Origin of the sequence: Sphingosinithalassobacter tenebrarum, assembly GCF_011057975.1 — a bacterium.
GTDB lineage: Bacteria > Pseudomonadota > Alphaproteobacteria > Sphingomonadales > Sphingomonadaceae > Sphingomonas > Sphingomonas tenebrarum.
Map to the genome: position 1 here is coordinate 863,986 of NZ_CP049109.1, position 22,775 is coordinate 886,760.

The 22,775-nt window shown below is 65.1% G+C and carries 23 protein-coding genes; 15 read left to right on the forward strand and 8 right to left on the reverse strand.

Annotated features, from left to right (window positions below):
- The first annotated feature begins 202 nt into the window (after positions 1 to 202).
- The 6 genes from G5C33_RS04360 to G5C33_RS04385 all read left to right on the forward strand — a co-directional run bounded on the left by G5C33_RS04360 (position 203) and on the right by G5C33_RS04385 (position 7,200).
- Positions 203 to 1,810, forward strand: a complete 1,608-nt coding sequence (locus G5C33_RS04360; protein ID WP_165326092.1) for an MFS transporter — start codon at positions 203 to 205, stop codon at positions 1,808 to 1,810.
- A gap of 474 nt (positions 1,811 to 2,284) precedes the next feature.
- Positions 2,285 to 3,241: a polysaccharide deacetylase family protein gene (locus G5C33_RS04365; RefSeq protein ID WP_165326093.1), complete on the forward strand. Its 957-nt coding sequence runs from the start codon at positions 2,285 to 2,287 to the stop codon at positions 3,239 to 3,241.
- Positions 3,238 to 4,200, forward strand: a complete 963-nt coding sequence (locus tag G5C33_RS04370; protein ID WP_165326094.1) for a GNAT family N-acetyltransferase — start codon at positions 3,238 to 3,240, stop codon at positions 4,198 to 4,200. The genes G5C33_RS04365 and G5C33_RS04370 overlap by 4 nt, the downstream gene beginning before the upstream one ends.
- 49 nt (positions 4,201 to 4,249) lie before the next feature.
- Positions 4,250 to 4,981 carry a DNA repair protein RecO gene (recO, locus tag G5C33_RS04375; RefSeq protein WP_165326095.1) on the forward strand — a complete coding sequence of 244 codons (732 nt, stop codon included), beginning with the start codon at positions 4,250 to 4,252 and terminating at the stop codon, positions 4,979 to 4,981.
- Between the two features lie 52 nt (positions 4,982 to 5,033).
- Positions 5,034 to 6,083 (forward strand): 3-isopropylmalate dehydrogenase, encoded by a 1,050-nt coding sequence (leuB, locus tag G5C33_RS04380; protein ID WP_165326096.1) that lies wholly within the window; start codon positions 5,034 to 5,036, stop codon positions 6,081 to 6,083.
- Positions 6,084 to 6,093: 10 nt separating this feature from the next.
- Positions 6,094 to 7,200, forward strand: coding sequence for a glycosyltransferase (locus G5C33_RS04385; RefSeq protein ID WP_165326097.1), 1,107 nt, complete (start codon positions 6,094 to 6,096; stop codon positions 7,198 to 7,200).
- 9 nt (positions 7,201 to 7,209) lie between these two features.
- Here G5C33_RS04385 and G5C33_RS04390 read toward each other — a convergent pair whose 3' ends face one another.
- Positions 7,210 to 8,520, reverse strand: coding sequence for a phospholipid carrier-dependent glycosyltransferase (locus G5C33_RS04390; RefSeq protein WP_165326098.1), 1,311 nt, complete (start codon positions 8,518 to 8,520; stop codon positions 7,210 to 7,212).
- A 103-nt stretch (positions 8,521 to 8,623) separates the two neighbouring features.
- Here G5C33_RS04390 and G5C33_RS04395 point away from each other — a divergent pair, with 103 nt between their 5' ends.
- The 5 genes from G5C33_RS04395 to G5C33_RS04415 are packed head-to-tail and all read left to right on the forward strand — an operon-like array spanning position 8,624 to position 12,521.
- Positions 8,624 to 9,832, forward strand: a complete 1,209-nt coding sequence (locus tag G5C33_RS04395; RefSeq protein WP_165326099.1) for a trans-sulfuration enzyme family protein — start codon at positions 8,624 to 8,626, stop codon at positions 9,830 to 9,832.
- Between the two features lie 17 nt (positions 9,833 to 9,849).
- On the forward strand, positions 9,850 to 10,248 hold the full coding sequence (gene apaG, locus G5C33_RS04400) for a Co2+/Mg2+ efflux protein ApaG (protein ID WP_165328708.1): 399 nt from the start codon (positions 9,850 to 9,852) through the stop codon (positions 10,246 to 10,248).
- Positions 10,249 to 10,270: 22 nt separating this feature from the next.
- Positions 10,271 to 11,062 carry a LysR family transcriptional regulator gene (locus tag G5C33_RS04405; protein ID WP_165326100.1) on the forward strand — a complete coding sequence of 264 codons (792 nt, stop codon included), beginning with the start codon at positions 10,271 to 10,273 and terminating at the stop codon, positions 11,060 to 11,062.
- Positions 11,063 to 11,065: 3 nt separating this feature from the next.
- The gene (locus G5C33_RS04410; RefSeq protein WP_165326101.1) at positions 11,066 to 11,950 is read left to right on the forward strand and encodes a hypothetical protein; all 885 of its coding nucleotides are present in this window, start codon (positions 11,066 to 11,068) and stop codon (positions 11,948 to 11,950) included.
- Between the two features lie 25 nt (positions 11,951 to 11,975).
- Complete coding sequence (locus tag G5C33_RS04415; protein ID WP_165326102.1) at positions 11,976 to 12,521, forward strand: GNAT family N-acetyltransferase; 546 nt, start codon at positions 11,976 to 11,978, stop codon at positions 12,519 to 12,521.
- A 6-nt stretch (positions 12,522 to 12,527) separates the two neighbouring features.
- Here the strand turns inward: G5C33_RS04415 and G5C33_RS04420 are convergent, their stop codons facing one another.
- The 7 genes from G5C33_RS04420 to G5C33_RS04450 all read right to left on the reverse strand — a co-directional run bounded on the left by G5C33_RS04420 (position 12,528) and on the right by G5C33_RS04450 (position 19,584).
- Complete coding sequence (locus G5C33_RS04420; protein ID WP_165326103.1) at positions 12,528 to 13,853, reverse strand: serine hydrolase; 1,326 nt, start codon at positions 13,851 to 13,853, stop codon at positions 12,528 to 12,530.
- Between the two features lie 34 nt (positions 13,854 to 13,887).
- Positions 13,888 to 14,466: a hypothetical protein gene (locus G5C33_RS04425; RefSeq protein WP_165326104.1), complete on the reverse strand. Its 579-nt coding sequence runs from the start codon at positions 14,464 to 14,466 to the stop codon at positions 13,888 to 13,890.
- Entirely contained in the window at positions 14,463 to 14,993 is a 531-nt protein-coding gene (locus G5C33_RS04430; protein ID WP_165326105.1) for an RNA polymerase sigma factor, read from the reverse strand. Before G5C33_RS04430 ends, G5C33_RS04425 begins: the two co-directional genes overlap by 4 nt.
- A 78-nt stretch (positions 14,994 to 15,071) precedes the next feature.
- On the reverse strand, positions 15,072 to 15,740 hold the full coding sequence (locus G5C33_RS04435) for a hypothetical protein (protein ID WP_165326106.1): 669 nt from the start codon (positions 15,738 to 15,740) through the stop codon (positions 15,072 to 15,074).
- 26 nt (positions 15,741 to 15,766) lie between these two features.
- Entirely contained in the window at positions 15,767 to 17,752 is a 1,986-nt protein-coding gene (gene parE, locus G5C33_RS04440) for a DNA topoisomerase IV subunit B (RefSeq protein ID WP_165326107.1), read from the reverse strand.
- Between the two features lie 43 nt (positions 17,753 to 17,795).
- Positions 17,796 to 18,800, reverse strand: a complete 1,005-nt coding sequence (locus G5C33_RS04445) for an alpha/beta fold hydrolase (protein ID WP_165326108.1) — start codon at positions 18,798 to 18,800, stop codon at positions 17,796 to 17,798.
- 115 nt (positions 18,801 to 18,915) lie between these two features.
- Positions 18,916 to 19,584 (reverse strand): GcrA family cell cycle regulator, encoded by a 669-nt coding sequence (locus G5C33_RS04450; RefSeq protein ID WP_165326109.1) that lies wholly within the window; start codon positions 19,582 to 19,584, stop codon positions 18,916 to 18,918.
- 65 nt (positions 19,585 to 19,649) lie between these two features.
- Here G5C33_RS04450 and G5C33_RS04455 point away from each other — a divergent pair, with 65 nt between their 5' ends.
- From G5C33_RS04455 to G5C33_RS04470, 4 genes are all read left to right on the forward strand, one after another.
- Entirely contained in the window at positions 19,650 to 20,504 is an 855-nt protein-coding gene (locus tag G5C33_RS04455) for an ABC transporter permease (RefSeq protein WP_165326110.1), read from the forward strand.
- Between the two features lie 13 nt (positions 20,505 to 20,517).
- Positions 20,518 to 20,814: a hypothetical protein gene (locus tag G5C33_RS04460; protein ID WP_165326111.1), complete on the forward strand. Its 297-nt coding sequence runs from the start codon at positions 20,518 to 20,520 to the stop codon at positions 20,812 to 20,814.
- A 67-nt stretch (positions 20,815 to 20,881) separates the two neighbouring features.
- Positions 20,882 to 21,613: a CPBP family intramembrane glutamic endopeptidase gene (locus G5C33_RS04465; RefSeq protein WP_165326112.1), complete on the forward strand. Its 732-nt coding sequence runs from the start codon at positions 20,882 to 20,884 to the stop codon at positions 21,611 to 21,613.
- Positions 21,614 to 21,782: 169 nt separating this feature from the next.
- Positions 21,783 to 22,709: a calcium/sodium antiporter gene (locus tag G5C33_RS04470; protein WP_165326113.1), complete on the forward strand. Its 927-nt coding sequence runs from the start codon at positions 21,783 to 21,785 to the stop codon at positions 22,707 to 22,709.
- Positions 22,710 to 22,775 lie beyond the last annotated feature (66 nt).

The window sequence follows — 22,775 nt, forward strand, 5'->3', positions numbered from 1 at the left end:
GGCGGAAAGAAAATGCTGTCCTACACAGCGGCATCTGTGCCAGCACCCGCTGTTATACTGCGTCCTCGCGCGCATGCGGGCGCGTCCGCGCGCATGTTGCGTCGCGACCCGGTGCGAACTTCGCACGCAAATGCGCGAGTCTTGCGGAATGCGCCGTGCGAGCGATAGGGTCTTGAGAAACAGGCCTTTGGGGGAGGAGGAAATGGCGACATCCGCACCGGATACGCCGCGCGGGGCGGACGAACCAAGCGCGCTTGACATCAAACTGGTGATCGGCGCCTCGTCGCTCGGTACCATCTTCGAATGGTATGATTTCTTCATCTGGGGCACGCTGACTGCCTCGGGCATTCTTCAGGCGAGCTTCTTTCCCTCGGGCAACGATGTGCTGGCGACGCTGCTCGCCTGGGCGACCTTCGCGGTCGGCTTCGCCTTCCGGCCGCTGGGCGCGATCCTGTTCGGATATCTCGGCGACAGGCTCGGGCGCAAATATACCTTTCTCGTCACCATCACCGTGATGGGGGTAGCGACGGCGGGCATCGGCCTGATCCCCGGCTATGCCGTGATCGGCGCGGCGGCCCCGCTCCTGATCATCGCGCTGCGCATCGCGCAGGGGCTGGCGCTCGGCGGTGAATATGGCGGCGCGGCGATCTATGTCGCCGAACATTCGCCGCCCGGAAAATCGGGCTTCTACACCAGCTTCATCCAGGCGAGCGTCGCGGGCGGCTTCGTCCTCAGCCTCGCGGTGGTGCTGGCGGCAAAGGCGATCTTCGCGCCGGTCTGGGCCGACTGGGGCTGGCGCGTGCCGTTCCTTTTCTCGATCCTGCTGCTCGCCGTATCGCTCTACATGCGGCTCAAACTGTCCGAGAGCCCGGTGTTCCAGAAGATGCGCGAGGAAGGCGAAACCTCGCCCAATCCCTTCGTCGAAAGCTTCACCTGGCCGGGCAACTGGAAACGCCTGTTCGTCGCGCTGTTCGGCATCTCCGCCGGGCTGACGGTGATCTGGTACACGGCGATGTTCTCGGTGCTTTCGTTCCTCCAGGGGCCGATGCGAGTCGATCCGACCACGTCTCAGCTCATCACCGGCGGCGGCGCGCTCGCCGGGCTGTTCTGGTTCATCCTGTTCGGGCGGCTGTCGGACCGGGTGGGACGCAAGAAGCCGATCGTCATCGGCTATGCGCTGACGTTGCTGCTGCTCTTCCCGCTTTTCTGGCTGATCGGCAGCGCCGCCAATCCGGGGCTGGAGGATGCCGCGCGGCGCGCGCCGGTGGTCGTTTCGGGGCCCGAATGCAGCTATGATCCCTTTGCCGACAAACAGGCCGAGCAATGCGGACAGCTGCTCGACTATTTCTCGAAAAAGGGCGTCAGCTACACCACCGCGCAGGCGCCCGACACCGGCGTCACCATCGGCGGAGAAGCGATTGCCGATACCAGCCCGGCGGGGCTCGACGCGGCGCTGGCGGCGGCGGGCTATGACTTCAGCCGCGTGATCCCGAGTGCGGGCAGCATCGCCGTGATCCTGTTCGCGATCATCGTGCTGGGCGCGCTGGCGGCGGCGACCTACGGGCCCGTCGCGGCGCTGCTGTGCGAGATGTTTCCGCCGCGCATCCGCTACAGCTCGATGTCGATCCCCTATCATATCGGCACGGGCTATTTCGGCGGTTTCCTGCCGTTCATCAGCCAGTATATCATCGCCAAAACCGGCGATGTCCACGCCGGGCTGTGGTACACGATGGGCGTCGTCGCGCTCGCGCTGGTGGTGACGCTGTTCGGGCTCAAGGAAACGGCCGGGAATGGAGAAGCGCGCTTGTGATGCGCTTCGCCGGAATGTCGTCGACAGCAAAGTTTGAGCTTATTGCGGGATTGTTGCGGTTCCTACTGTGCCTGAAGTGTGAAAACATTCAGATTCGAAGACAGTGTATGCTGCTTCCAAGAGGAATGAAGGTAATGGGAAATAGCATATTATACGGAATTCTGGTTTTCTTCTCTTTTTTTCTGGGGAAGGGTATTGGAAAAATCATGGAAAAATCATTCTCCTCGTGGAAACAGCGCTAGTTTTAGAAGCCTGTTCCCTCAGGACACGTAGAATCTCGTTTCATCCTCTCTTGACACTGTGGCACGCTTAGCGTGACGGAAGGGGAGGACAGGAAACCCTTTAAGGGCATCGCCGCCCGCCCCTCCGACACCACCTCCCCCCGGCGGGGGAGGACTACGTTCGACGCTATTTGCCCGACGGAAATAAGGGCCTTCGGATTTTCTTCACTCGGCTGCGCTATTGCGGACAACCATGACGACTCCCGTCTTCCTGACCATCGACACCGAGCTGATGTGGCGGCACCACGCCGAGGGGCTCGATATCGACACCATCGTCGAACGTTCGTTCGAACCGGCGGGCGTGGGCGTGGGATATCAGCTTTCGATGATGGCGCGCCACGGGCTGAAGGGCGTGTTCTTCGTCGATCCGATGCCCGCGCTCGTCTACGGTCTCGATTCGATCAAGCGCGTCGTCGGCGCGATCCTCGAGGCGGGGCAGGAGGTGCAGCTGCACCTTCACCCCAACTGGACCGGCGCCAGCGCCGACGACCGGCAACAGGCGCCGCACAGCTTCGAACTGACCGATTACAGCCTGGCCGAACAGGTCGAGCTGATCGCCGGCGCCGCCGATCTGCTGACCGCGGCGGGCGCGCCCGATCCTGTCGCATTCCGCGCGGGCAGCTATGCCGCCAGCGACGATACGCTCGCCGCGCTCGCCCGGCTCGAATTCGCCTATGACAGCAGCCACAACGGCAGCGAGCATCCCTGGCCGAGCGCGCTGTCGCTCGCACCCGAACAGATCGCGCCGGTCGAACATTCCGGCGTTACCGAAGTGCCGGTGACGCTGATCGAGGATCGCGCCGGGCATCTGCGCCACTTCCAGATCTGCGCCCTGTCCTCCGCCGAAATGCGCGGCGCGCTCGACCATGCGATTCGCGAGGCGCATGCCGCGGTGACGATCGTCGGGCATGGTTTCGAGCTTGCCAACCGGTGCGGCACGCGTCCAAACGCAGTGCATGTGCGGCGGTTCGAAATATTGTGCCGGATGCTCGCCGAACGGCAGGGGAGCCTGTCGACGACGCATTTCGCCGATCGCCCGCATCTGTCGCTGGATCGCGCCGATCGCCCGCTCGGCCCCAATGTGCTGCGCACCGGCCTGCGCCAGGCGCAGCAGCTCTGGTCCAATCTCGTCGCGGAGCGCGCCGCATGAACGCCGTGTCCGAAATCTCGCGCTCGCCTGAGCCCCGGCCCGCCGATGCCGCGCGGCCGATGCCGCTCAAGTTCGAAGTCGGCGCGCGCACGCTGATGGCGGTCAGCCGATCGCTGGTCCGCGTGCCGCTCAGCCTCGAGGAAGCGCGCGAGGGACGGCTGCCCGCGCTGCCGCCGCTCGAACGCGAGGCGCACGGCTATTCGGTCACCTCGCTGCCCGAGGACCGCGCCGAGGCGATGGTCTATGCCTCGGGCGGGATGCTGCCCTTCGTGCGCCAGCGCTATACGCGCTGGTACACCGATCTGACGGGCGGATACGATGCGTGGCTCGCCGGGCTTTCGGGCAATACGCGCCAGGGGCTCAAGCGCAAGGCGAAGAAGATCGAGCAGATATCGGGCGGCGACCTTGATATCCGCCGCTTTCGCACCGCCGGGGAAATGGAGGATTTCCACGATATCGGCCGGCGAATCGCGCTGCGCACCTATCAGGAGAAATTGCTCGGATCGGGTCTCCCCGACACACCGGAATTCCTGCGCGACATGGTGGCGAAGGCTGCGGCCGATTCGGTGCGCGCATGGTTGCTCTATATCGCCGGCGAACCGGCCGCCTATCTCTATTGCCCGGTCGTCGACGGCGTCGTGCTCTATGCCTTTGTCGGCCATGATCCGGCGTTCAACGATCTTTCACCGGGTGCGGTGCTCCAGCGCGAGGCGTTTCGCGATCTCTTTGCCGAAGGGCGCTACAAACGGTTCGATTTCACCGAGGGCGACGGGCAGCACAAGCGCACCTTCGCCACCGGCGGGGTGCCCTGCGTCGACTTGCTGCTGCTGCGCCCCAGCCTGGCCAATCGCGCGACGATGGCGGCGCTGGGCGGGTTCAACCGGGTGGTCGCGGGGGTGAAGGGCGTGGTGATGAAGTCACCGCTCAAGGGCGCGGCGAACAAGGTGCGGCGCGGCTGACGCCGATTTCGCTCCCGTCGGGCGGCGAATATGCCTAATTGCTGCAATCATGGAGCTGCGCGCCGAAGCCATCATCCTGTCGATTCGCGCGCATGGCGAACATGGCGCGATCGTGCGGGCCATGACCGAGGCGCACGGACTGCAGGCCGGATATGTGCGCGGCGGGCGGTCGCGGGGGCTTCGCCCGGTGCTGCAACCGGCCAATATGGTGCTGGGCCAGTGGCGGGCGCGGACGCAGGAGCAGCTTGCCTCGCTGACTGTCGAACTGGTGCACAGCCGCGCGCCGCTGTTCACCGAGCCGCTGCCGGCGGCGGCGCTGTCCTGGGTGACGGGGCTGACATCGGCGGCGCTGCCGGAAGGGCAGCCCTATCCGCGGCTCCACGCCGCGCTGGACGGTGTGCTCGGCGCGATCGAGGCGGCACCGGCGGCGCGGGGATGGGGAACGGCGCTGGTGCGATACGAATTGCTGCTGCTTGCCGAACTCGGCTTCGGGCTCGATTTCGAGCAATGCGCAGTGACGGGAGCGCGGGACGACCTCGCCTTTGTCAGTCCGAAGAGCGGGCGCGGGGTCAGCCGGGGGGGCGCGGTCGGATACGAGGCACGATTGTTGCCGCTGCCCGATTTCGTGCTGGGCGGCGGCGGCGCCGAATGGGAGGATATCCTGGCGGGATTGCAGCTCACCGGCCATTTCCTGGAGCGCGATGTGCTGCCGGGGCGCATCGGCGAGATGCTGGCGGGGCGAGCGCGATTGATCGCGCGGATCAAGAGAGCGGTTGCGTGAGCGCAACGCCATCGCCAAAGCATGCCGGCGCGAGCGGACGTAAAGGGAAATCATGGCTCTGATTGCGATTTTGCCGGGCGACGGCATCGGCCCGGAAGTGACGGCGCAGGCGCGGCGCGTGCTCGAAGCGCTCGATCTGGGCGTTTCGTTCGAGGAAGCGCCGGTCGGCGGCGCGGCCTATCACGCTGCGGGCCATCCGCTGCCGTCCGAAACGCTTGATCTGGCGAAGCGGGCCGATGCGATCCTGTTCGGCGCGGTCGGCGATCCGGCCTGCGACACGCTCGATCGGCATCTGCGCCCCGAACAGGCCATCCTCGGCCTGCGCAAGGAACTGGGCTTCTGGGCCAATCTGCGTCCCGCGAAGATGATGCCGGGGATGGAAGACGCCTCGACGCTGCGCCCCGAAATCGCGCGGGCCATCGACATGGTGATCGTTCGCGAACTGGTCGGCGACGTCTATTTCGGGGAAAAGGGCCGGCGGGAAACCGCTGACGGTCGCCGCGAGGGACACGACCTGATGTCCTATGCCGAGGACGAGGTGCGCCGCATCGCCGTGGTGGGTTTCGAAATGGCGCAGCGGCGGCGCAAGTCGCTCATCTCGGTCGACAAGGCCAATGTCCTCGAAACCTCGCAGCTGTGGCGCGACGTGGTCAATGAGCTCGCTCCCGACTATCCCGAAGTCGCGCTCCAGCACATGTATGTCGATAACGCCGCGATGCAGATGGTGCGCAATCCGGGCCAGTTCGACGTGGTGATCACCGGCAATCTGTTCGGCGATATCCTGTCGGATCAGGCGAGCATGTGCGTTGGTTCGATCGGGCTGCTGCCTTCGGCGTCGCTGCGCGCCTGGGCGGGCGACAACGGCCTGTACGAACCGATCCACGGCAGCGCGCCCGACATTGCCGGGCAGGGGAAGGCCAATCCCTGCGCCGCGATCCTGTCGGCCGCGATGCTGCTGCGCCATTCGCTCGACAATGAGGATGCGGCGTTGAAGATCGAGGCAGCGGTCGCGGGAGCGCTGGCAGGCGGCGTTCGCACGCCCGATATGGGCGGCGCCGACAGCACGTCGCAAATGGGCGACGCCATCCTCGCCGCGCTGTGAGCCGCTGCCGGTGAGCGGACCCTTGCTCGACCTGGCGGTGGTGATTCCCACCTTCAACGAGCGTGCCAATGTGCCGGTGCTGATCGAGCGGCTCGATGCGGCACTGGAAGGCTGGCAATGGGAAGCGATCTTCGTCGACGACAATAGCCCCGACGGCACTGCCGACGCGGCGCGCGAGCTGGCGCGTGTCGACCCGCGGGTGCGCGTGATCCAGCGGATCGGACGGCGCGGCCTCTCCTCGGCCTGTATCGAGGGGATGTGCGCCACTGCCGCGCCATGTGTCGCGGTGATCGACGGCGACCTGCAGCATGACGAGACGCTGCTGCCGCAGATGCTGAAGGCATTGCACGCAGATCCGCAGCTCGACGTAGCGATCGGATCGCGCTTCGTCGAAGGCGGCGGGACCGGCGAATGGGATCGCGACCGCGTCGCCAAATCGGCTTTCGCCACCGGGCTGTCGCACTGGCTGCTCAAGCACGACCTCACCGATCCGATGAGCGGCTTCTTCATGATCCGCACCGATATCGTCCGACGGCTGGTGCCGCGCCTTTCTGGTATCGGGTTCAAGATCCTGCTCGACATCATGACCGCTAGCCCCAGGCCGCTCAAATTCGTCGAGCTGCCCTATGTCTTCCGGGTGCGCGAGCTGGGCGAGAGCAAGCTCGATTATGTCGTCGCGCTCGAATATCTGATCGCGCTCTATGATCGCTCGTTCGGGCGGTACATTCCGGTGCGGTTCGCGATGTTCTCGGCTGTGGGCGGCGCCGGCGCGCTGGTGCACATGGCGGTGTTGTGGCCGCTGTTCCGGGGGCTCGGAGTGGGCTTTGTCTGGTCGACCATCGTCGCGACGCTGGTCGCGCTGACGTTCAACTTCTTTCTCAACAACGCGCTCACCTATCGCGACCGGCGTTTGCGCGGTGCCGGCGAGCTGCTGAGTGGCTGGGTCAGCTTCGCGGCGGTTTGCGGCGTTGGCGCGGTCGCCAATGTCGGCGTCGCGGCATTCCTCCACGATGTCGAACACGGCTTTTGGGCGCTGTCGGCGCTGGCGGGAATCGCAGTTGGCGCGGTATGGAATTTCGCGCTGTCCTCGCGCTTCACCTGGGGGCGGTACAGATAGGCGGGCGCGCTATTTCCAGCTTTCGAACCACATCCAGAAACGATAGCCCTGATCGTCCTGCAGCGCTGCGCCGGAAATGATCGGGAAGAAATAGATGAAAGCGAGCAGCGCGACCGCGCCGAACCATTCCTCATAGCCGCGCTTCCTGCCGCGGTCGAAATGCGCGAACGCCACTGCCAGCGCGACGCACAGGAAGATGCTGGAAAGATAATAATAGTAAAAGAATCCCAGTGATTTGGGGATGACGATGTAGATGCCGAGCGACGCCGTCCACAGCAGCGCGGCGGCTCCGGCGGCGCGATTCTTCTCGCGCAGCCACGCCCAGTAACAGCCTGCTACCGCGACCAGCCCGCCCCACAGAATCACCGGATTGCCGATCAGCAGCACCCCGCGCTGGGCGTTGTGATTGAATTCGTAGAAATACCATATCGGCCGCGCCATGATCGGCCAGGTCCACCAGTCCGACTGATAGGTATGCTCGGCCAGCACCTGCGTCTGCGCATGATACATGTCGTACTGAAAGGGGATCAGCCTGCCCGGCGGGATCGCCGCATAGGTGAGGAAGAAGTCGGGCGTGAAGGTGATCAGATAGACCGCGATGCTCAGCAGCCCGAGCGCCAGCAGGCCGGGAATGGTCGCCATGCCGGGCCAGTGCGCCTGCCCCTTGCCGGCCAGCATGCGTCGCGTCACTGCTGCCGCGCCACCACCCTGCGCCGCCGAATCGCGCAGCCGGATCGCGAGGAAGGCGAGGCACGCCATCGCGACATAGGGAATCGCCGCCCATTTACTGCCGACCGCGAGTCCCCACAGCACGGCTGCGAGCAGCCAGCGTCGCCACACCTTGTCCGGCGGCGCGCGCATCGCCCATAGCATCGCCACCATCGCCCAGAGCAGGAACGCGCCCAGAAACACGTCGAGCATCGCGATGCGCGCCTGAACGTAGAGCATCTGGTTGAGGATCAGAAACACCGTGCCCGCCACCGCGAACCGCATCCGCCCGATCATCAGGAAGATCAGCGTGAATGTCGCCACTACCGTCGCCGATCCGGCGAGAGTGGACATGATGCGCCAGCCCCAGGGATTGTCGCCGAATATCGCCATGCCGAAGGCGATCAGTTCCTTGCCGACCAGCGGATGCTCGGAATTTTTCAGCTGATCGAGTTCGAGCAGGCTGCGGGCGGCGGGGACATAGTGAAACTCGTCGAAATTGACGACGGTCGGCCGGCCGAGATGGACCATGAACAGGATTTGCGCGGCAAGCCCCAGCAGCAGTGCGACGGTGACGGGGCGATCCTTAAGTTGCTTGAGGCGTTCGAGCATGGTTCCCGCCGATAGCGTAACTATCGCCCTGCGTCATGCCGTCTATCGTCGGGATACGGCCCCGCCTTGACGTGCCCCCTTTGCCGGTCGCAAAGCGGACCGCATGAAGCGCCATACCGGACAGGACCGCAGCGTCACCAAGAACTGGAAACCCGCGACTCTCGCCGTTCGCGGGGGTACCGCCCGTTCCGAATGGGGCGAGACGAGCGAGGCGATGTTCCTCACCTCGGGCTATGCCTATGATTGCGCCGGCGACGCCGCCGCGCGCTTCGCCGGCGAGCAGGCGGGCATGACTTATTCGCGACTGCAGAACCCGACCGTCGAAATGCTCGAGGAACGGATCGCGCTGCTCGAAGGCGCGGAGGCGTGCCGGACGATGGCGAGCGGCATGGCGGCGATGACCGCGGCGCTGCTCTGCCAGCTTTCCGCTGGCGATCATCTGGTCCAGGGGCGCGCCGCATTCGGATCGTGCCGCTGGCTTACCGACAGCCTGTTGCCGCGTTTCGGCATCGAGACGACGATCGTCGATGCGCGCGATCCGCAGCAGTTCATCGATGCGGTTCGGCCGAACACGAAGCTGTTTTTCTTCGAAACCCCCGCCAATCCGACGATGGACGTCGTGGACCTGAAGGCGGTGTGCGCCATCGCCCGCGAACGCGGAATCCGCACGGTGGTGGACAATGCCTTCGCCACCCCCGCGCTGCAGCGCCCGATGGAATTCGGCGCCGACATCGTCGCCTATTCGGCGACCAAGATGATGGACGGGCAGGGACGTGTCCTGGCCGGCGCGGTGTGCGGTACCGCCGAGTTCATCAACGACACGCTGCTGCCTTTCACGCGCAATACCGGGCCGACGCTGTCCCCCTTCAACGCCTGGGTGGTGATGAAGGGGCTCGAAACGCTCGACCTGCGTATCCGCCGCCAGAGCGAGAATGCGCTCAAGGTCGGTGCCTTCCTCGAAAAGCGTGTCGCGAAGATCAACTTTCCCGGCCTGCCCAGCCATCCGCAGCACGAATTGGCCATGTCGCAAATGGCGGCATGCGGCCCGATCTTCAGTTTCGAAGTCGCGGGCGGGCGCAGCCAGGCGCACGGATTGCTCGATTCACTCGGTCTTATCGATATTTCGAACAATATCGGCGACAGCCGGTCGTTGATGACGCATCCGGCTTCGACGACGCATGCCAGCGTCGCCGAGGAAAAGCGGCTCGAAATGGGCGTGACCGAAGGCATGCTGCGGCTCAATGTCGGGCTCGAGGATCCCGACGACCTGATCGCCGATCTCGATCAGGCGCTGGGCGCGGTCGGATTGTAAGGGATGATGCTGGCGTGATGGATGCATTGTTCGCCGATGTCGCAACGACGCATGGAGTGACCGTGCGCGTATCGGTGAGCTATCTTCCCGAACAGTCCGAGCCCGATCGCGGCCGCTGGTACTGGGCCTATCACATTCGCATCGAGAACGGCGCCGGCATGACGGTGCAGCTGCTCACGCGTCACTGGACGATCACCGACGGACGCGGCGGCCAGCATATGGTCGAGGGGGAGGGCGTGGTCGGCGAACAGCCGCTGCTCGCGCCGGGAGCCAGCTATGACTATGTTTCGGCCTGCCCGCTTTCGACGCCGACGGGGAATATGCGCGGCCATTATCATATGCTTGGCGAGAATGGTTCGACATTCGACGTGACCATCCCCAAATTCGCCCTGATCGCACCGGCCGCGGCCGAGTGACTTCTGCAAGGGGCGGGCGGGAATGAAGCGTACCCATCTTCCGTTGAACGGTTTGCGCGTGCTGGACGCGGCGGCACGGCATTTGTCCTTTACCCGCGCGGCCGACGAACTGGCGGTCACGCCTGCGGCAGTCGGCCAACAGGTTCGCGCGCTCGAGGATACGCTGGGCGTGGTCCTCTTTCGCCGCACCACGCGCGGGCTGGAGCTGACGCCGGAAGGCGAGGCGGGGCTCGACGCGCTGCGTTCGGGCTTCCTCCAGTTCGAGGAAGCGGTGCGCGCGATGCAGGCGGGGCAATCGTCCAAATCGCTCGCCATCGCCGCGCCGCGCGATCTGAGCGCGAAATGGCTGATGCCGCGGCTGGCGGAAATCGCGAAGGCCGATGGCGATCTGCGCTTCCGCATCGTTCCCGCCGATGATTCGATCGATTTCACCGAAGCCAATCTCGATCTCGCCATTCGCTGGGGCGAGGGGCCGGGCGAGAATGAAGGCGAGGCGCTCGAATCCGACGGCATGGTGATGCTCGCCCATCCCGATGGTGGCGCCGACACCAAGATCGGCTGGCCGGGATGCCTCGCCGAAGACACCGATGCACTGATGCGCGTCGCCGATGCGGGCCTGGCGATCGATGCGGCCGCGGCGGGGCTTGGCCGCGCGACCGTTCCCGAACTGCTTGCGCGCAATGACATCGCGGCGGGCAGGGTGATCGTTGTTGGGGAGCCAAAGCCCGCGCGCTATGGCTATTGGCTGGTCGCGCCGTTGCCGCAATGGCGGCAGAAGAAAGTGAAGGCTCTGGTCGAGGCGCTGGGAGAATAGGCGATGCTGATACCGTGGTTTGCGCTGTTGTCCTTTCAGGACGTGCCGCCGCAATATCCGGGTCACTACGCCGCCACCGAAATGATCTGCCCGGTGGGCGGCGAAACGTTTCAGGGTCCGTCCCTGATGCACTATTCCACCTTTGGCGCGATGCCCGATGGCATGCCGGTCGGTTCGATTCTCTTTCCGATCCTGCTTCCCGAATGCCCGTCGAACGGCTTGCCACTGTTCCGCGAATTCGACGCCGATGAGGCAGCGCGGCTGGCGCCTCTGCTCGCAAGCGAGGCGTGGGAGGCGGTCCGCGCGAGCGAAACGCCTTATTACCGCGCCTATTGGCTGGAAAAGCGGCTCGGTGATGCGCGCAATGCCCTGTGGCTGCTGCTGAGCGCCGGGTGGGAAGCCAAAAATGCCGAGGACCGGGAACGTGCCGATCGCTACGGCACCGAATTTGTCGAGCAGGCGCTGGCAGTTACCGTCGATCCGTCGGATCTCGAAACCATTGCCCTGCAGGTGCGGACCGTGAACGCGTTGCGCGAACTCGAGCGTTTCGAGGAGGCCGAGCAGCTGCGCACTGCGATTGCCATTGCGCCCGATGCCGGTGGCAGCGGCGATCGCGCCGCGCGCAACCGCGAAGGCTGGCAAATGATGTTGGACCGACTGGCCGCCCCGATCGCACGCGGCGATTCGTCGCGTTTCCCCATCGATATGCGCGGCGAGCGCGAAGCGGCCTTCCGCTGCATCGCTCCCGAACGCGAGGATGTCGGAGAGGTGCCGCCGTTGGGTGATTTCGAGCGGGAATATTGTGCCACGCCGGAGGTTGCGAAAGAAGCGAAGGCATTGCGCGAACGCCTTGCCGAGCATGCGTCGCCCGCGAAGTCCGCTAAATGACGCCCCCGACCGCGACGATCGCAGCATGACAGCGGCTCCGGTGCTGGAAAGCGCGCGTCTTTGCCTGCGTCCAATCGGGCCGGATGATGCCGAGGCACTGCACCCGGCACTTGCCGATGCGGACCGGATGACCTGGTGGTCGAGCGCGCCGCACGAGACGCTGGAAGAGACGCGGCGCTATCTGACCTTCGAACAGGATGTGGAGGCCATGCGCAGCTGGGCGATCACGCTGCCGCCGTCAGAGAGCGCGATCGGCTGGGTGACGGTGATCCGTCGCCGCCCGGCAGTGGCCGAGCTGGGCTATCTGCTCACGCCCGAGGCATCGGGGCATGGCTATGCCCGCGAAGCGGTAGCCCGCGTGCTCGATCGCCTTTTCGCAGTCGAGGGCTGTCGCCGTGTCTATGCCGACACCGATCCCGATAACCGTCCTTCGCGCCGCCTGCTCGAATCGCTGGGATTCCTGCACGAAGGTACGTTGCGCGCCGAATGGGAAACGCATATCGGCGTGCGCGATTCGGCGATTTACGGGCTGCTGCGTGACGAATGGCCGGGCGCGGTGCACCCGGCCTGACGCAGCTCAGAATTCGGTATCCGCGGCCAGTTCGACGAAACGGCTGACCAGCCCGGCGAACGTCATGTTGTCGACCGCCGCATCGACGTTGTTCCAGCTGGCGCTGAACGCATACCAGCTGCCGTCCTCGGCCTGCAGCAGCAGAGTCATGTTGATCACACCGGGCTCGGACCCGCCCTTGTAGCCGGTAAAGGCCCAATGCGACGTGGCAGACGGGAATATCCCGGGATTGGCCGACAGGATTTCGCGCGCCGTTTCATTGTCACGGCTATGGGTGCGCAGCCAGTTCATCGTCCGCACCAGATCGGCGGCGCTCGCGAAATATTCGATGTCCGCGATCCGCAGCGGCTTGCCGTCGGCGAACAGGTCTTCAGCGATGGCGCTGATCGGTGCATCAGCGACTGGCCCGGCAAGCAGCGCGCGGCGGCCCGCTTCGTCGGCGGCGATCCAGGCGTCACCGAGCGCGCCGCTGTCGATACCCTTCAGCTTGAACAGTTCCAGCGTCGCGAGCAGCGGCCGGTTTTGTTCGGCGTGCGTCCAGCCCACCACGTCCATCATGGCCTCGACCTTTTCGCGGCCCAGATGATGCAGCAGGATGTCGGTCGCGCTGTTGTCGCTCACCGAAATCATCCGGCCGGCCAGGTCGCGCAGCGACACTTCGGTTCCCGCTGGGCTTTGCGCCCATTGGCCGCCGGGAAGTTCCCTTCCATCGAGCGTGACGATATCGTCCCAGCTCCGCTCGCCCGCATTGGTGGCGCGGACCAGTTCGGCGAGGATCAGCAGCTTGAAGCTCGATCCGACGCCAAAGGCCTTGTCCGCATTGTTTGCGCGCAGGATTTCCGGCCCGTTGTCGGTCAGCCGCGCGAAGAGATACCCCGTGGCGCCCGGCAGCGCTTCGATTGCGTCCAGCGCCGCTTCGGCCGTGGCGACATGCGGCGTTATGCCGGTGATGCGCAGCCCGGTGACGGCGTGCGGCGGCTCGGCATCGGCCTGGACGATCATCGTTGCATTGGCCTGGGCGAAGCGGACGACGGCGACGACGGTATTGTCGGAACGCGGTTCGATGGACAGTACCGATTCGGGTGCGCCGTAACTGGCGATCAGCCCGGACGTGAGCTGATCGAATTGCGGCTTCGTCACGACCTGTTGAAAGGCAGGCGCGAAGTAGGTCTCATATTCGATCCCGCCGGTCAGCAGCGCGGGCAGCTGTTCGGCGCGTTGATGCGCCGGGCTTTTGCTCTGTTGCGCAGGGGCTTCGGGCGCGGTCTGCGCGAGCGCTGCGGCCGGCATTGCCAGCGCGGCAAGGCAAGCGAGAAGAAACGTCCGCATCATCGTCAGTCCTTTCCTGTTCGTGATCGACACCAGGTCATTCGGTCGGCGTGGCGCCGTCGATCGCCTCGATTTCGGCATCCAGCTCGCGCGCGGCACGGCGATTGAGCCAGTGTATCGCGCCGAACACCGCGGCGTCGATCGCCAGCAGTGCCACGATCGGCACCATCGCGCCGCCGCCGGGCATGAATTCCGCCATCGCGCGCCACATCATCAGCAGAAACAGCAGCGTTCCGGGAACCAGCGGCGCGAGATACCAGCGCCACACATTGATCAGCGAATCGCGCTGGCGGATCAGCTCCGCGCGATAGAATGTCGCGCTGGAAGCGCCCATCGCCTCTGGTGGCCGGGGCATGCGCTGTTTCCACAGGTTACGCATGATGACCAGCGTTCCGATGATCAGGGCGATGCAACTGACGCGGATGCCCCAATCGGGGATCACCACGGTGCAAAATCCGAAGGCACCGATCACAACGGCTCCGGCGACATATTCGACTGCGTCGCGACGGATCAGACGGCGCCGAAGCCGCGCCGCGCGCGCGTGCATTTCGGCCGGAGTGAAACCGGTCGCATCGGCCGCGTCCTGGCTCCAAAGCTGGCGAATATCGTCGGTCATCCTGCCTCTCCCTGCGCGAAATTGCGTGCAAGCAGCGCTTTGATACGGTGAGTCTTCACTGCGACGTTGCCGGGTGCCAGCCCGGTAACTTCGCCTATTTCCGCAGCATCCAGCCCTTCCAGCCAGAGCAGGATCACGCTTCTGTCGGTGGGTTTCAGTCCGGCGATCAGCCGCCGCAATCGCACGAGCGTGCGGCTGGTGTCGACGGCGGCTTCGGGATCGTCGTCCGCGACCAGCGTTTCGGCTTCTTCGAGTGCGATCAGCTTTGCGCCACGCGCGCCGCGTGCCTTATGGCCAGCGGCTACGTTGTGCGCCACGCGGTACACCCATGTGGCCAGCGAACACCGTCCATCGAACTGGGCGAAGCTGCGCCATAGTGCCAGATGAATATCCTGTTCCAGATCGCTTGCGCGCTCGGCATCGAACTCGACCGACCGGGCGAGACGCGCCAGCGCCGGCGCATGGCTCTCGCACGCCTGCCGGTACAGGCTGTCACGATGCTCACATGGGGTGCGTTGCGCGTCCATGTTTCCTTTAGTCGCCGGGCGGCGCGAAAACTTACAGGCCGCGCCCGAAAAACCGGAAAAACGCCTCCCGGCGCGCGATCAGGCGTCGTCACCGCGGCGATAGGGCTGGCATCCCTCGGGCAGGGGATTGGACGCTTTGCCGGTGAAATAGGCTTCCGAAGATCGGGTGATGCTCATTCCGGCGCGCAACGCCGCTGCGGGCTCCGGGCGGAAATAGGCATGGTACACCCGGACCCCGCCATAGTCCAAAACCGTTACGGAAAAGGGGACGTCGAAGATATCCGCAGCCGATCCGTCGAAGCGCCGTTCGATCGTCGTTGGGCGATTGGGGACGATACCGATGTGCATTGATTCGAGTTGTCGCGTTCCGTTGGAATATTGCACCTTCAGCGCGGAATAATCGCCCTCGACCAGCCCGGGTATTCGGATCGTGAACCGCGGTACACGGCCCGACTTGGTGAAGCGCGTGATGCGTTCGGCATTGCCTGCGTCGGTGAGCAGATGATCGCTGCGATAGGCTTCATCGGCGCGATGCGTGAAATCGGTGTGCCCGTTGGCGGGCGTAAGGCCGTTGGCCGTTCGCGTGAAGACGCCGGTATAGTCGAAGCGGATGCGTCCCGCCTTTTCGATGCTTCGCCGACAGGTCGCATATTCGAACATCGCGTCGTCCGGCGACGGTGCGGAAAGGAGCGGAGTGGCGGCGATCAAGGGAAATGCGATCAGCGAAGCCAGGTTGTTTGATATCATCCCCGAACCCCCGTTTGAAATCACTCTCAGGCGTCGATCGCGTCTTCTTCCAGCCGCGCGGCATTTTCCTGGATGAAGGCGAAACGGTGCGCCGGGTTGTTGCCCATCAGCCGGTCGACCAGGTCCTTGACCACCGCGCGCTGCTCATATTCTTCGGGCAGGCGGACGCGCAGCAGGCTGCGGGTCGCCGGGTCCATCGTCGTTTCCTTGAGCTGCTGCGGGTTCATTTCGCCCAGCCCCTTGAACCGTGCGACTTCGACTTTCTTGCCCTTGAACGCGGTTGCCTCCAGCTCGGTGCGATGCGCGTCATCGCGGGCATAGAGGCTCTTGCCGCCCGCCGTCAGACGATAGAGCGGCGGCTGTGCGAGATAGAGATGCCCGCGCCGGACCAGATCGGGCATCTCCTGGAAGAAGAAGGTCATCAGCAGCGTCGCGATATGCGCGCCGTCGACATCGGCGTCGGTCATGATGATCACCCGCTCATAGCGCAGATTGTCGGGCTGGCAGTCCTTGCGCGTGCCGCATCCGAGCGCCTGGATCAGATCGGCGATTTCCTGATTGGCGAGGATCTTGGCGCTGGTCGCGCTGGCGACGTTGAGGATCTTGCCGCGGATCGGCAGGATCGCCTGCGTCTTGCGCTCGCGCGCCTGCTTGGCGCTGCCTCCCGCCGAATCGCCTTCGACGATGAACAATTCGGTGCCGTCGGCATCGTCGGTCGAACAATCGGTAAGCTTGCCGGGCAGGCGCAGCTTGCGGCTGCTGGTCGCGGTCTTGCGTTTGACCTCGCGTTCCTGCTTGCGCCGCAGCCGCTCGTCCATCCGCTCGAGCACATAGCCGAGCAGCGCCTTGCCCCGATCCATATTGTCGGTGAGGAAATGGTCGAAATGATCGCGGATCGCCTTTTCCACGAGGCCGGCGGCTTCGGGCGAGGTCAGCCGGTCCTTGGTCTGGCTCTGGAACTGCGGGTCGCGGATGAAGACGCTGAGCATCAGCTCGCTGCCGGTCATCACATCGTCGGCGGTCAGGTCCTTCGCCTTCTTGTTGCCGGTAAGCTCGCCGAATGCGCGCAGCCCCTTCACCAGCGCGGCGCGCAGCCCGGCCTCGTGCGTGCCGCCATCGGGGGTCGGGATGGTGTTGCAATACCAGCTATAGCTGCCGTCGCTCCACAACGGCCAGGCGACCGCCCATTCGACCTTGCCCTGCGAATCGGGAAATTCCTGGGTGCCCGAGAAGAACTCGGACGTCGCGCATTCGCGTGGGCCGACCTGTTCCTTCAGGTGATCGGCAAGCCCGCCGGGGAACTGGAACACCGCTTCGGGCGGGACATCGGTGCCCTCGACCAGCTCGGGCGCGCATTTCCAGCGGATTTCAACGCCAGCGAACAGATAGGCCTTGGAGCGCGCCAGCGTGTAGAGCCGCTTGGGCTTGAACGCCATTTCCGGCCCGAAAATTTCGGGATCGGGGGTAAAGGACGTGGTGGTGCCGCGCCGGTTCGGCGTGCCGCCCATATGCTCGATCGGCCCGAGCGTCTTTCCTTGCGAAAAGCGCTGGCGATAGAGCTGCCTGTCGCGCGCGACTTCGACGACGGTGTCGACCGACAGCGCGTTGACGACGCTGACGCCGACACCGTGCAGGCCGCCCGAGGTCGCATAGGCCTTGCCCGAGAATTTGCCGCCCGAATGGAGCGTCGACAGGATCACTTCGAGTGCCGACTTGTCGGGGAATTTGGGGTGCGGATCGATCGGGATGCCGCGGCCATTGTCGCTGACCGTCAGCCGGTTGCCCGGTTCGAGCGTCATTTCGATTCGCGTCGCATGCCCCGCGACCGCTTCGTCCATCGAATTGTCGAGCACTTCGGCGGCGAGATGATGCAGCGCGCGCTCGTCTGTGCCACCGATATACATGCCGGGGCGGCGGCGAACGGGCTCCAGCCCCTCGAGCACTTCGATCGAGGAGGCGTCATAGCTCTGGCCGGGCTTGGAAGGATCGGACTCGAACAGATCGTCGGACATGTTCTTGGTATGGGCCGCGCGACTCCCTGGCGCAAGGGCGCGCTCAGGGCGTCGCCAGCGCTTCGATCAATATCGCCTCGAAGCGGGCGGGCGCCTCGACCTGCGGTGAATGGCCGAGGCCGTCGAGCCGGAGCAGTTGCGCATGGGGAAATCGTGGCGCGGCGATTTCGGCGGCCTGCGGCACCGCGTCTATGCCGTCGCGCAAATCGTCTGGCGCGGCGTTGCAGCGGAAACAGGTGCGATCCGCCTGCCCGATGATCAGCAGCGTCGGGGTGAGGATATCGGGGATCTGGCCGGCGACCGGCTGGCTCTGGATCATGTCGGAGAGCCGCGCTTGCGCCTCGCGCACGATATCACCGTTCTCACTGGCATATTGGCCAGCGAGCATGTCCACCCAGCGCTGATATTCGGGCTTCCACTGCCCTTGGTAATAGATGCGCTGCTGATAGGCGCGGATCGATTCGGCATCGGTCTTCGCCTCGCTTTCGCGGAGCGCGCCGAGATCGGCATAGGGCACGCCCTGCGCGATCGTGTCGTTGAGGCCGAGTGGATTGACCAGCACCATCCGCTCGACGCGTTCGGGGTGGAGCAGCGCGAAATGCATCGCCAGCATCCCGCCCGTCGAATGGCCGATCAGCGTCACCCGGCCGGCATCGGCTGATTCGAGCAGCTTTTCGGTAAGGTTCGCCAGCGTACGGAAGCTGTACTGATACCCGCCGGGTTTGGACGATTTGCAGAAGCCGATTTGATCGGGCGCGATCACGCGATAGCCCGCGCTCGCCAGCGCGCCGACCGTGCTTTCCCAGGTGCCCGCACAGAAATTCTTGCCGTGGAGCAGCACCACCGTCTCGCCATTGGCCGCGGCGGTGGGCGCGACATCGAGATAAGCCATGCGGACATTGGCGTCCTGCGAGCGCGTGTCGAACCATGCGACCGGCCAGCCATAGTCGAAACGTTCAAGATTGGCGCCGTAATCGGGCGTTTGCGCCGATGCCGGAGAAACCGATAGCGTCAGCGCCAGTACACCGATCAGCGTTGTCATCCGCATGTCCCGCCTCCTCGCTGCCCGGTCAACGGCACTGGCGGAGATTGGCTCCCTCCGGTCAGCAAAAAGGCCCTCCGCCGACACCGCGAAGGGCCTTCTTCAAGTGCGTTCCGCGCGATCAGCGAACCCGCGGGCCACCGAAGGGCAGCGGGGGCGGCGGACGGCGATCGCGACGCGGCAGCTGCGCCTGATAGGCATGGCCGCAATGTTCAACGCAATAGGGGAAGCCGGGATTCACCTTGTCCCCGCAGAAATGGAAATCGGGCTCGCCGGGGTGGCCCATCGGCCATTTGCAGACGCGCTCGTTCAGATCGAGCAGGCTGGTCTTGCCTTCGATTTCCTTGCTCGGCTTGGCCGGTACCAGCCGGCGCGGCGGCGCGGGCGTTGCGGGCGGCGCCTGGTCGCCGGGGTTCTGGCGCACGAAACCGCCGGGGCCGACCGAGCGCAACGAAGGCGAATCGGGCTTGCCCGACGGGGCGGGCGCCGGCGCAGGTGCCGAAGCGGGCTCGGCGGGCGCGGCGGCTGCCGTTGCCGGCTTCTTGGGCTGGCTGGGCGGTGCCGGTGGCGCTGCCGGAGCCGGCGCGGGCTTCGCCGCGGCGGCGGGCTTCTCGCTCTTGCCTTCGTTCGCCTTTACCGGCGAGGGACGCGAGGGCAGGCCCAGCCGGTGCGCCTTGCCGATCACGGCATTGCGGCTCACCCCGCCGAGTTCCTCGGCGATCTGAGTCGCGGTCATGCCGCTGTCCCACATCTTCTTCAGCGTCTCGATCCGTTCGTCGGTCCAGCTCATCGTCTTCCTTCGAATCTCTTCACTCGGCTTGCGGCTCAGCGCGGCAGGGATTACCCGCTCGCGTCATGGACAACCAGCCGCCGATCCAGCCCTCTGTGCAACCTTCCCTGCCTGAGCCGGGCGTGCCGACCATTCGGAACGTCAACTGGGCGGGATTTTGGACTCTCTATGTGAAGGAGGTCCGGCGTTTCTTCAAGGTCCAGCTGCAAACCGTTTGGGCGCCGGCGGTCACGACCTTGCTGTTTCTGGTGATTTTCACGGTCGCGCTGGGCGGCAACGGCCGGCATGTCAGCATCGGCGGCGTGCCGCTGCAGTTCGCCGACTTCGTCGCGCCCGGCCTGATCGTGATGGGGATGCTGCAGAACAGCTTCGCCAATGCCAGCTTCTCGCTGCTCGTCGGCAAGATCCAGGGGACGATCGTCGATTATCTGATGCCGCCGCTTTCGACGCTCGAATTGCTCGCGGCGCTGACGGCGGGCGCGGTTACGCGTGCCTTCTGCGTCGGTGGCGCGGTGTGGCTGGCGATGCTGCTCTGGCCGGGTGTCGATGTGATGCCCGCGCATCCCTGGGCGGTGCTCTGGTTCGGGCTGCTTGGTGCGATCTTCCTTGCCTTCATGGGCGTGCTGACCTCGATCTGGGCGGAAAAGTTCGACCATTCGGCCGCCGTCACCAACTTCGTCGTCGCGCCGCTGACGCTGCTTTCGGGCACTTTCTATTCGGTCGAGCGGCTCGCGCCCGCCTTTCAGACAGTGAGCCATCTCAACCCGTTCTTCTACATCATCTCGGGCTTTCGCTACGGGTTCATCGGTCTTGCCGATTCGCCGGTGATGTGGGGCAGCCTGATCATCCTCGCGCTCGATATCGCGCTCGGCCTGTTCTGCTATTGGTTGCTGCGCAAGGGTTGGAAGATCAAGAACTGAAGGGAGGCACAGCATGATGGCCTATCTGTTGAGCGTTCTGGCCGGCATGCTTCTGTGCAACGCGATCCCGCACATTGCGGCGGGTGTTCGCGGCGAGCCTTTTCCCTCGCCATTCGCCTCGCCGCCCGGGGTGGGCGATTCATCGCCGCCGGTGACGTTTCTGTGGGGAGCGATCAACCTGATCGCGGGCGGCGCGCTGGCTGCCTTCTGGGTAGAGACGCGGCTGCATCTGGCGTTTGCGGGCTTCGGGTTCGTTCTCTCCGGTCTGCTGGTCGCGCGCTACTTCAGCCGGGTTCGCAACGGCAGCTGAACTTGCGACTCGCTAGTTTTCGCTGATGGTGTATTATAAACATGCATCACCTGCGGCGGAGGGCCTCATGACACTGGCGTTGCTCGACCATCTCTTCGTGATCATCGTCCTCCTCCTTATCTTCCCGGTGGTCGGCTGGTGGAGCTATCAGCGCTTCAAGAAGCAGGCGCTGCGGATCGGCGAGCCGGCGCTGCTGCGCGAATACCGGCTGACACTGGTCTGGCTCGGCGCGCTGCTTGCCGCGACGGTGGCGCTGTGGGTCGATATGGGCCGGGCGCTGACCGGTCTGGTCACGCGCGAGCCGATATGGGGACTCGATTCGCTGGCCACGGGCCTCGCGGTCGGGATGGGCGCGATGATCCTCGTCCGTCCGCTGTGGATCGCGGCGAGCCGCAAGATGGCGGATCAGTTCGCGCAGGCGGTGGGTGACCTGGCGCTGTTCCTGCCCAAGAGCGGGCGGGCGTTGCGCTGGGGATTGCTGGTTTCCGTCGCGGCAGGTGTGGCGGAGGAAATCGCCTATCGCGGCTATCTGCTCCCCTATTTCGAAGCAATGCTCCCTGCCTGGGCGGCGATTGCCGCATCCTCGATGCTGTTCGGCCTGGCCCATGCCTATCAGGGCGCGGGCGGTGTTGTCGTAACGGGGTTGCTGGGCGCGATCTTCGGCGTGATCTTCGTGACGACGGGGTCGCTGCTGCTGCCGGTGCTGCTGCATGCGCTGGTCGATGTCTCCTCGATGATCACTGCCTATCTGGCGCTGCGAAACCGCCCGGAAGCGACTGCCGCGACAGCGAATGCTTGATCGTCCCGCGCGAACGCGCCAGAAACGGGGCTGACGGTCCGGGCCCCTCTGGCGAACGCTGCCGGCGCGTTCGTGATGTCGGACCTTTCTTCCTGAGTGTCGCCGGCCGCAGGAAGGAAGCGTTTATGGGTCGTCCGTTCCCGTTGATCCGAAATTCGAGTGTTCGGCGATGACGATCGCGCTGTTGCTGATCGGTGGCGCGGCGTTGCTTGCGCTGGGTGGCGAACTGCTCGTGCACGGCGCGGTGAAGCTTGCCGCGCGGATGGGCGTTTCGCCGTTGCTCGCCGGGCTCACCATTGTCGGTTTCGGCACGTCGGCGCCCGAGCTGGTGACGAGCATCATCGCCGCGCTGCGCGAATCGCCCGATATCGCGCTCGGCAATGTCGTCGGATCGAATATCGCCAATATCCTGCTGATCGTAGGCGCGGCGGCGCTGATCATGCCGATCGCGGTTGCGCGCGGCACCTATCGCCGCGATGCGATCGGGCTGGCGGTGGGGACTGCCGTCACAATCGCTGCGATACTGCACGGCGAAATCGATCGCGTGATCGGCGCGGGGATGCTGGTGCTGTTCGTGCTCTACATGGTCTGGGCCTATTTCAGCGAGCGCGGTCACGAATCGGACAGTGCGACACCGCAGGCGCGCGAGCATCTGCTCGTCTCGCTGGCTTTCGCGATTACGGGTATCGCCGCGACCATCGGCGGCGCGCGGCTGCTGGTCAGCGGTGCGGTCGATCTCGCGCTCGAACTCGGCATGTCCGAAACGGTGATCGGGCTGACCATCGTCGCGGTCGGCACCTCGCTGCCCGAGCTGGTGACGTCGGTGGTCGCCGCGATCCGGCGCCATTCGGAAGTGGCGCTGGGCAATGTCATCGGTTCGTGCCTCTATAATCTGCTGGCGATTCTGGGGCTTACCGCCGTGATCCATCCGCTGTCGGTCGACGAGCACATGATCGCGGTCGATATGTGGGTGCTCGGCGGAACGGCGGCATTGCTGATCGCATGGCTGCTCTTCGCGCGGCGGATCGGGCGGCTGGCGGGCGCGCTCTCGCTTGCGGCCTATGGCGGCTATATCGCGCTGCTGACGCTCGGCTGATCGGGCCGGGCGGCGCCATATTGACGCCACCGGCCCTCAGCCCGTAATTACCCGCTCCGGGCGGCC

Excerpts from the sequence above, each read along its gene's own strand:
- G5C33_RS04360 (WP_165326092.1), top strand. The coding sequence starts at position 203 with ATGGCGACATCCGCACCGGATACGCCGCGCGGGGCGGACGAACCAAGC.
- G5C33_RS04365 (WP_165326093.1), top strand. The coding sequence starts at position 2,285 with ATGACGACTCCCGTCTTCCTGACCATCGACACCGAGCTGATGTGGCGG.
- G5C33_RS04370 (WP_165326094.1), top strand. The coding sequence starts at position 3,238 with ATGAACGCCGTGTCCGAAATCTCGCGCTCGCCTGAGCCCCGGCCCGCC.
- recO (WP_165326095.1), top strand. The coding sequence starts at position 4,250 with ATGGAGCTGCGCGCCGAAGCCATCATCCTGTCGATTCGCGCGCATGGC.
- leuB (WP_165326096.1), top strand. The coding sequence starts at position 5,034 with ATGGCTCTGATTGCGATTTTGCCGGGCGACGGCATCGGCCCGGAAGTG.
- G5C33_RS04390 (WP_165326098.1), bottom strand. The coding sequence starts at position 8,520 with ATGCTCGAACGCCTCAAGCAACTTAAGGATCGCCCCGTCACCGTCGCA.
- G5C33_RS04395 (WP_165326099.1), top strand. The coding sequence starts at position 8,624 with ATGAAGCGCCATACCGGACAGGACCGCAGCGTCACCAAGAACTGGAAA.
- apaG (WP_165328708.1), top strand. The coding sequence starts at position 9,850 with ATGGATGCATTGTTCGCCGATGTCGCAACGACGCATGGAGTGACCGTG.
- G5C33_RS04405 (WP_165326100.1), top strand. The coding sequence starts at position 10,271 with ATGAAGCGTACCCATCTTCCGTTGAACGGTTTGCGCGTGCTGGACGCG.
- G5C33_RS04410 (WP_165326101.1), top strand. The coding sequence starts at position 11,066 with ATGCTGATACCGTGGTTTGCGCTGTTGTCCTTTCAGGACGTGCCGCCG.
- G5C33_RS04415 (WP_165326102.1), top strand. The coding sequence starts at position 11,976 with ATGACAGCGGCTCCGGTGCTGGAAAGCGCGCGTCTTTGCCTGCGTCCA.
- G5C33_RS04420 (WP_165326103.1), bottom strand. The coding sequence starts at position 13,853 with ATGATGCGGACGTTTCTTCTCGCTTGCCTTGCCGCGCTGGCAATGCCG.
- G5C33_RS04425 (WP_165326104.1), bottom strand. The coding sequence starts at position 14,466 with ATGACCGACGATATTCGCCAGCTTTGGAGCCAGGACGCGGCCGATGCG.
- G5C33_RS04430 (WP_165326105.1), bottom strand. The coding sequence starts at position 14,993 with ATGGACGCGCAACGCACCCCATGTGAGCATCGTGACAGCCTGTACCGG.
- G5C33_RS04435 (WP_165326106.1), bottom strand. The coding sequence starts at position 15,740 with ATGATATCAAACAACCTGGCTTCGCTGATCGCATTTCCCTTGATCGCC.
- parE (WP_165326107.1), bottom strand. The coding sequence starts at position 17,752 with ATGTCCGACGATCTGTTCGAGTCCGATCCTTCCAAGCCCGGCCAGAGC.
- G5C33_RS04445 (WP_165326108.1), bottom strand. The coding sequence starts at position 18,800 with ATGCGGATGACAACGCTGATCGGTGTACTGGCGCTGACGCTATCGGTT.
- G5C33_RS04450 (WP_165326109.1), bottom strand. The coding sequence starts at position 19,584 with ATGAGCTGGACCGACGAACGGATCGAGACGCTGAAGAAGATGTGGGAC.
- G5C33_RS04455 (WP_165326110.1), top strand. The coding sequence starts at position 19,650 with ATGGACAACCAGCCGCCGATCCAGCCCTCTGTGCAACCTTCCCTGCCT.
- G5C33_RS04460 (WP_165326111.1), top strand. The coding sequence starts at position 20,518 with ATGATGGCCTATCTGTTGAGCGTTCTGGCCGGCATGCTTCTGTGCAAC.
- G5C33_RS04465 (WP_165326112.1), top strand. The coding sequence starts at position 20,882 with ATGACACTGGCGTTGCTCGACCATCTCTTCGTGATCATCGTCCTCCTC.
- G5C33_RS04470 (WP_165326113.1), top strand. The coding sequence starts at position 21,783 with ATGACGATCGCGCTGTTGCTGATCGGTGGCGCGGCGTTGCTTGCGCTG.